General features: G+C 41.9%; 5 protein-coding genes. 4 read left to right on the top strand and 1 reads right to left on the bottom strand.

Features of this window, described 5'->3' with window-relative positions; all coding sequences use genetic code 11:
- The 4 genes from M0R21_05660 to lepA all read left to right on the top strand — a co-directional run.
- The coding region (locus M0R21_05660) for a DUF4469 domain-containing protein (GenBank protein ID MCK9617305.1) at window positions 1–204 on the top strand (204 nt) is incomplete at its 5' end.
- A 425-nt stretch (window positions 205–629) separates the two neighbouring features.
- Complete coding sequence (locus tag M0R21_05655) at window positions 630–2,180, top strand: T9SS type A sorting domain-containing protein (protein ID MCK9617304.1); 1,551 nt, start codon at window positions 630–632, stop codon at window positions 2,178–2,180.
- Between the two features lie 206 nt (window positions 2,181–2,386).
- Window positions 2,387–4,684, top strand: a complete 2,298-nt coding sequence (locus M0R21_05650) for a hypothetical protein (GenBank protein MCK9617303.1) — start codon at window positions 2,387–2,389, stop codon at window positions 4,682–4,684.
- A gap of 189 nt (window positions 4,685–4,873) precedes the next feature.
- A complete protein-coding gene (gene lepA / locus M0R21_05645) occupies window positions 4,874–6,661 on the top strand; it encodes a translation elongation factor 4 (GenBank protein ID MCK9617302.1) in 1,788 nt (595 codons plus the stop codon).
- Between the two features lie 237 nt (window positions 6,662–6,898).
- Here the strand turns inward: lepA and M0R21_05640 are convergent, their stop codons facing one another.
- The gene (locus M0R21_05640) at window positions 6,899–8,566 is read right to left on the bottom strand and encodes a DUF5689 domain-containing protein (protein MCK9617301.1); all 1,668 of its coding nucleotides are present in this window, start codon (window positions 8,564–8,566) and stop codon (window positions 6,899–6,901) included.
- Between the last annotated feature and the right edge of the window lie 3 nt (window positions 8,567–8,569).

The raw sequence follows: 8,569 nt of genomic DNA, 5'->3' as shown, positions 1-8,569 counted from the left end.
AACCAGCAGACATCGGAGGTAATAACTATTCCGCAGACCTCACTGCTGATAAACGATCCATCCAAACTTACTTTTATAGTACCCGCTACTTTGCCTGACGGTGATTATAAGCTGAATATTGCAACCCAGTTTTCGCCTTCGGCAAAAATACTCAGCGAAGTGCGGACTTATGTTTTTGATTACGTATTGAATGTAACCCGTTAAAAAACAAAAGTGGCTCCCTGACAAAAAAGAGCCACTTTGTATTATACAAGTGAATCATCCACTCTTATAAGAGGGCAACGACCACTCTTAGGGGAGGGTAACGACCACTCTTAGGAGAGGGTAACAACCACTCTTGGGAGAGGGTAACAACCACTCTTTTTCTTTAGCCGGAAGCCTGATAATTTCCAAATACAGATTTACCCATTTACCAACCAGCATATTTTTAAATTAACTAATTCAACCTTCAGAAAACAGAAATATTTTTTAAAATAACCTGAAAAAGCATACAACATTTTGATGATTTTTTTTATAAATGTTCATTATGGAAAGGAGGAGAAAGATGTAGCCAACAGAAATTTCTCGTTAAATAAATCAACTTGTTTTTTTAACTAATTTTATTGTCTAATCTTTGAAAATATTGTTTTATGAAGGCTAAAAACTTATATTTATTTATTATTGTTATTGTTTTAACTGCCTTTAGCAAAACATGCTTTTGCCAGGCAGATACTAACGAACTTATAAAAGTACAGATAGACTCGCTAAGTGATCAGGCAATCTCCGTTACAGGTTATATAACGGATTCATTGGTAAAAAACCTGAGGCTGCCCGGCGAATATGGCGGGGTATCTCCGCTGGATGTTTGTTATGTAGGATATGGCAGCATTAATAAATTATATGTATATGGAGACCATAGAATATTAATTTATTATTGCAGTGCGCATGGCAATATTAACGTAATACAATGCACCCGGAACGAAATCCCCCTTGACCAGGCAAGCTGGAAATGGCTCTCTTTCCCCCGCCTCCAACGTACCGGCAATGACCCGGTTAATGCACAGAACCTGTTAAGTACCATTACGCCTTTCCCCGAGGGAATTAATTTCCTGGGATGGAACAATCCTGGCGATTATGGTACCTGGCTTAATTATGATCAAATTACTAATTGGACTTCATATTATTTAAATACTATCCAAAGCACCCTGGGTTATAAAATCTATACAACGGACAGCGACCACAGGAAAAGCATCCTGCCTACACCCGGAACGGTACTGGATGCAGGTACTTCTGTTACCATTTATTCTAACCATGATAACTGGATAGGCTATTTTTTGCCCAACTCACAAATGCCGGCAGATGCTTTCGGAACTGTAATGATGAACAAGCTGAAAATGATAAAAACACAAAACTGGACGATGGCTAAGGTTAACGGAGTGTGGATAGGCACTTCCGGAATAGTTCCTTTTAAATATGGCGATATGGTAGTGGTAAACTACGAGGATCACCTTTTCCCTTATACAACTTTTGCATGGCAGCTTGCCAGTGAAGCAGAGGATACCGAAATGGCAAAAGCAGAAAACTTTACTTATACTGAAACATCGGATTATGTGCCTATTTACGTGGAAGTGGATTCTGCCGACCAGGTAAAGGAAATAGCCGCCTATGTGGATGGCGTATGTGTGGGAGCAGCCGTAGCCGGCGATACGCTGGTGGAAGTAAATGCCTATATCAGTGATACTGTGCCAGCCGGTTGCGACATTGAACTTGTAAAATACTACGGAACCAAGTCCACCTTATCGTATGTAAAAGATTACTGGGTATATAACCCGGTAACCTTCAGCAAGGAAAAGCGTAAGCTAAAGACAGGAGGGAAAGCAGATTACTATATGGTATCCTTCAAAAACAAAGAAGTAATGACGTTTACCGATAAACCTTCACTTACGTGCTATCCTAACCCCTTCCGTACTATGCTTACCTTTAATTATACCCTTCCATACGAAACCAATGTAACGCTGAACATATATAACCTCAACGGGGCATTGGTTAGTACGCTGGTAAGTGGCCGGCAAAGCAAGGGAAGCTTTGGCATAAACTGGGATGGAACCAACAACGGAACGCAATTACCCAACGGGATTTATATAGCAAGACTAACCACCGGAAAGGACATATTGCAGAGTAAAATAACATTGATAAAATAATAAGCAATAGATTGACCCCACCCGTTTCCTCCCCCTGAGGGGGAGGGCGGAGTGAGTCGGAAAATCAGTTAAATATTGAATAAGTAAAGTCATAAAACCAGATTAACCACATTATGAACCGAGCATGTTTATATAAAAACACAAACCTGCATGGAAATAATAACATGCGAGCTCCATCCGGCATATTAATAACAAATTATTTTCGGATGAAAAGAACTATTATAATAAGTTTCCTGTTGTTGCTTACCGTTATGGTATTGCATGCAAACGTAATTACCGTAAAACAGGACGGAACGGGCAATTATACGCTGATACAGCAGGGCATCAATGCAGCAGCAGGCGGGGATACGGTGCTGGTTTATCCGGGCATTTATTACGAGAACATCAATTACAACAGCAAAAACATAACTCTTGCCAGTTTATACCTGCTGTACCATGCCGACTCCCTGGTACGGCAAACGGTAATAGACGGCAGCCACTTAGAAAGCGTGGTAACTGTAAAAAACAACGCTGATACAGCGGTATTATGCGGGTTTACCATACAAAATGGTAAAGGGCACGATCCATTATCAACTCTGCCTACCGGCGGAGGCATCTATCTCTACCATTCAAATATACAGATACATAATTGTATAATAAAGGATAATGAGTCTGTTATGGGGGGTGGAATATTATGTAATGGATCTCAAATGTTTTTATCTGGAGTTACGGTTAATGGGAATCATAGTACAGTAATTGGGGGCGGAATTAGTTTCTGCTGTGATTCCAGGGTTGAATTTGACACTACTAATTTGTGTAATATATATCTTAATTATTCAGCCTGGGGAAACGATATTTCTGTTACTTCTTTGTCTCCACCACTTAATGTAGTTGTTGATACTTTTACGGTAATGAACCCCGGGTTTAACAGCATTATTTCAATTAATAGTAATGGAATCCCACTCAATGATGTAACAGTAAGCATAAAAAATGCTAAGGTAGAGAGTGTAAATGCAGATTTGTATGTTTCGCCGGAGGGAGACAATAAAAACGACGGTTTAAACCCGCAATACCCTTTGAGAACCATCAGTTTTGCCCTTGTAAAAATGATTTCCGACAGCCTGCATCCCAATACCATTCACCTGACTAAGGGCATATATTCGCCCTTACGAACGGGAGAGATGTTGCCACTAAACCTTAGCAGCTTTAATTCTGTAAGCGGAGAACAAAAGGACAGTACCATCATAGATGGGGATTCATTGTATTCGCACATAAAAGTAAACTGCAAAACGAAAAATATAACCTTGAAGGACTTCACGCTGAAAAATGGTTTTTATTTAGATGAAGCATATATTGCAGCTATAAGTAGTATCTATATGAGGAGTAGTTCTAACATTGCATTGGAAAATATAAACATTACCGATAATAGTACAGCATTGGGAACCTTCTCAAGTTTAACTACCTTATTCAATGGTATTGACCAATTACATTTGAATAAGGTTAATATAATCAATAATTTTTCAGGGCAACCCCTTCCAATAGGTACAGAAGACACACTTAGTAAAACTTTTTATGTGGAAAATTGTAAAATAAACAATAATAAACCGGATGGAGACCCTGACACCTGGGATGGAGGATATACATCAATATTTGGTTATGGATACCCAACCTCAATATTAAAAGGGACTATTGCAAATACAGAAATAACACAGAACGAAAGAGATGTAACCGGTGGAATAAGTGCATCCGAGGCAATGGTATTATCCAATTTTGCAAAAGTGGATATGGTAAACTGTACCATAGGCGATAATACATCTCCGGTAGGAGGAGCTATAAGCATAGATTATGGTGCGGAATTAAATATCTATAACTCCATCATCTATGGCAATACCCTGCCCAATGCCTATTTGTTTAATTTTGAGAATAATGATCCCTGCAAGCTCAGCATCACGCATTCGCTGGTAGAAGGCGGCAGGCAAAGCCTGATAGACTATACCGGCAACAATACCATCTTATACAATGCAGGCAACATAGACACCATCCCCTGCTGGGACACACAGGGAGAGTTTCCTTATGCCTTAACTTTCTATTCTCCATGTATCAATGCCGGCATGAACGAAATACCCGGCATAACCATACCCCAAACCGACCTTGCCGGCAAAAAACGCATAGTATATGGCACCATTGACATGGGAGCCTACGAGTTCCAGGATACCATTGACGGGATATTTCCTGTGATTAAAAAAACAGTTAATACATCTCTTACCGCTTATCCCAATCCTTTTGACGAATATACTACCCTTTGCTATCATCAGGCAAAAGCGGGAAAAGTAATTATAGCAGTGTATGATCAAAATGGCATAAGGGTAAAAGTCCTTACCGATGCAATGCTTTCGGCAGGCGATTACCGCTATATCTGGGAGGGGAAAAACGGAGACGGAAGCAAATTACCTGCAGGAATATATCTTTGCAAAGCCTGGATGAACAATAAGCCGTCAGGCGAATGCAGGCTGGTAAAAAAATAAATTAAAAACAGTAAGACATCCATTCTCTGAAGAGGGCAATTTACCCTTCTACAAGCCTTACTGTATGGGTAAAAACAATATTGCTGTTAATACAAATATTGTAATGGCACATCAATATTACAAACATCAAATCCTGAGAACGATTTTGTTTTTATTAACATTTCAAATTTTCGTCGTATTTTTGCGGCTATGAATAATATCCGGAATTTTTGCATCATTGCCCATATTGATCACGGGAAAAGTACCCTTGCCGACCGCCTGCTCGAATTTACAGGAACCATCACCGAACGCGAAGCCCAAGATCAGATTCTCGACGACATGGACTTGGAACGCGAACGTGGCATCACCATCAAAAGCCACGCCATTCAGATGGATTATGAACACGAAGGACAGATGTTCAAATTAAACCTGATTGATACTCCCGGACATGTTGACTTTTCATATGAGGTATCCCGCTCAATAGCAGCCTGCGAAGGCGCTTTGCTGGTGGTGGACGCCACCCAGGGAATTCAGGCACAAACCATCTCAAACCTGTACCTTGCCATTGAACACAACCTTGAAATTATTCCCGTACTCAATAAAATGGACATGGCTAATGCTATGCCTGAAGAAGTTAAAGACCAGATTGTTGACCTTATCGGTTGCAATCGCACCGACATCATCGAAGCCAGCGCACGTACCGGCTACGGAGTGGATAAAATTTTGGATGCCATCCTTCAGCGTGTGCCCTCACCAGCAGGCAATCCTGAAGCTCCTCTTCAGGCTCTGATTTTCGACTCGGTGTTCAATTCTTTCAGGGGCATTATCGCTTACTTTCGTATTTTCCAGGGAAATATCAGCAAAAACGATTTCGTTAAATTTGTTGCTACCGGCAAAGAATATAATGCCGATGAGATAGGTGTACTGAAACTTACCATGACTCCTAAAGACCAGCTTTCGGCTGGCGACGTTGGTTATATAATCTCGGGCATAAAATCGGCTAAGGAAGTTAAAGTTGGCGATACCATAACCCACGTAACACGACCCTGTGATAAAATTGTCGAAGGTTTTACCAACGTAAAGCCAATGGTTTTTGCAGGTATTTATCCCGTTGATGCCGACGACTACGAAGAACTGCGGGCATCTATTGAAAAACTGCAGCTTAACGATGCATCCCTAAGTTTCGAGCCCGAGTCTTCAGCAGCATTGGGCTTTGGATTCCGTTGTGGTTTTCTGGGGCTGCTCCACATGGAAATAGTACAGGAACGTCTCGACCGCGAATTTGACATGGACGTAATTACCACCGTACCCAACGTTTCCTACAAAGTTATTTCTACCAAAGGAGAAATAGTGGAAGTACACAACCCGTCGGGCATGCCCAATATTACTACGATTGACCACGTGGAAGAGCCCTACATCACTGCCCAGATAATTTCCAAATCCGATTACGTGGGTTCGGTGATGACTCTTTGCATCGAAAAACGCGGAACACTGAAAAACCAGGTTTATCTTACCAGCGACCGGGTGGAAATAACCTTCGAACTTCCCCTGGGAGAAATAGTTTTCGACTTCTACGACAAGCTGAAAAGTATCTCCAAAGGCTACGCTTCATTCGATTACCACATCACTGGCTACAAGCCTGCCCGCCTGGTCAAGCTCGACATTCTGCTCAACAGCGATTCGGTGGATGCCCTTTCCACCCTTATTCATCAGGATCATGCCTACGACTTCGGGCGCCGTATCTGTGAAAAGTTGAAAGAACTTATTCCACGCCAGCAATTCGATATTGCCATTCAGGCAGCCATAGGTGCCAAAATAATTGCCCGCGAAACCGTGAAAGCCGTTCGCAAGGACGTTACAGCCAAATGCTACGGCGGCGACATCACCCGTAAACGCAAATTGCTCGAAAAACAAAAGAAAGGAAAGAAACGCATGCGCCAAATCGGTAATGTAGAAGTTCCTCAGAGTGCTTTCCTTGCCGTGCTGAAGTTAGATTAAAAGGAAATTTTGGGGAATTAATAAAAATTTAAAAAACTACCAGAATTTCCGCAAAGAGGTCATTCCGAAGTATTCCTCTTAAAGACCAAACCCGTTTACCTTTTTATTAAACCGAAACCGCTGCAAAAACCTTTTCAGACTTCAACGATACTCAAAATGACAAGTTGATATTAATCTATTGTCAAGCTGAGTATCGTCGAAAAATGAATAAAATACAACCTTTGCAACGGTCTTCGTTTACTTTTTATCGGAAATCAGCAGTACTTTGCCTATTTCCCAGGTAGCACTTGCAGTAGCAGAACAATTATATTTGAAAGCAATACGAACGGTTTGTCCTTCCCAGGTGGCAAGGCTCACGTCTCCGCTTTCAACAAAGGTGAAACTGCTGCCTGCCGAACGTGTAAATCCTGTCAGTTCGGTCCAGGTAGCGGTGTTGGGGTTGCTTGTGCCATCATAGTTGGTTGAAATAAGCACTTTCATATCATCAATGCTTGTAATATAGTTGATGGCTTCGCGGAAGCTCATCTTAACGCCGGTTTTGCCGCTAAGCGAAACAGGAGCCGAGATAAGCCAGTCTTCGTTGGCATTATTGCTCCCGCCTGAATAACCGCTCATCTTGGCACAACCACCATCATAAGTTGCCCATATCCACGTCTGATCGCCCGAAACGCTGTAAGGAGTAAACTGTCCGAGTGTAGATGTAAATTCTTCGGTAAAGAAGCCGGTAGCAGGTATTATACCCGAGCCATCGAGCCAGTAACCAGTAAGGCTTTTCACTCCCGGCTGGCTGAAATAGTTTTCAATATTACCGAGTACCATAACCTGTTTGCCTTTGTTTGCTTCATTTGAGACAAGGTTAAGGGCTTCGCGGATGGTGCCCGTAGGCAATTGTACCGGAACACAGTTTATCAGATTGGTTTCGTCGGGAGTATTGGCAATAAGAATATTGGAATTAGTCCTGAATGGAGCGGTAAAATTTGCTGTAAAGGGATCAACATCGGTTTCAAAAACGCCCACTATATAGCCCTGTACCCAAACGCCAGCTTTACCTGTATGTGCAATAGCGTAAGAAACATTATATGGGTCATCAAAGGTACCCGTACCGCTACCCGGAGGGGGTGCAACGCCGTTGAAATCCTGTACATCGCTAGTATCGCGTATTGTAAGCTGATAGGTGTCGTTATAAACGCTAAGTATGCCTGTTACAGTACCCGTTCCGTAAGGAATGGAATCACTGGCAAAAGTTGCATATTTACTTGTGCGAACGTCAATGGCGTTTCCGTCAGCATCGAGAAGCTGTCGGCTTGTGGCTGAAGCCGTCTGTTCAGCCCAGAGATAACCTGGCTGCGAAAAATGGACATTGGTAAATTTTACTAATGTACTTACCTTTGGCAAAAGATTATCGTTCATACTAACTTCTACCGCAGCCGGAACATTGCCCGGAAGGCTGTCGGGGAAAATATGACTGTTGATAAAGTTCTGGGGAAGTCTGCCAATGGCATTATCGTAAATATAACCCAACTGGATAAGCCCGTTATAATCGCCTATATACATTCCCTGGCATTTTACATACACACGCTGTCCGAGGCGGAAATCGTTGAAAAGAGAAGCCCGATCGAGTTCTATAACTATACCGCCGGTTTCATCCTGAATGACGATATATTTATAAATATTGCCCGATTCGTCGTTGCCAACTACAATACCTTTGATAACTATGCTATCAGTTATTTCGGTAAAATTGCCGGTGTAGGAATTGGTTAACTCAGCAATGGTTTTATTAGCCGGAAAGTCAACATGAGGAATATTTACGGGTGGCATGTCGGGGTCGCCCTTAACACATCCCTGAAAAATAGCTGTTGTTGCTAGCAAAGCGATTGCCAATAAATTTAAAATGATTCGTTTCATATT

The sequence above is a fragment of the Lentimicrobiaceae bacterium genome (assembly GCA_023227965.1).
Lineage (GTDB): Bacteria > Bacteroidota > Bacteroidia > Bacteroidales > JALOCA01 > JALOCA01.
The sequence above is the reverse complement of the archived record's forward strand: the minus strand, read 5'-3'. Positions and strand labels throughout refer to the sequence as shown.

Coding starts and splice junctions, on each gene's coding strand:
- M0R21_05655 (MCK9617304.1), top strand. CDS start 630: ATGAAGGCTAAAAACTTATATTTATTTATTATTGTTATTGTTTTAACT.
- M0R21_05650 (MCK9617303.1), top strand. CDS start 2,387: ATGAAAAGAACTATTATAATAAGTTTCCTGTTGTTGCTTACCGTTATG.
- lepA (MCK9617302.1), top strand. CDS start 4,874: ATGAATAATATCCGGAATTTTTGCATCATTGCCCATATTGATCACGGG.
- M0R21_05640 (MCK9617301.1), bottom strand. CDS start 8,566: ATGAAACGAATCATTTTAAATTTATTGGCAATCGCTTTGCTAGCAACA.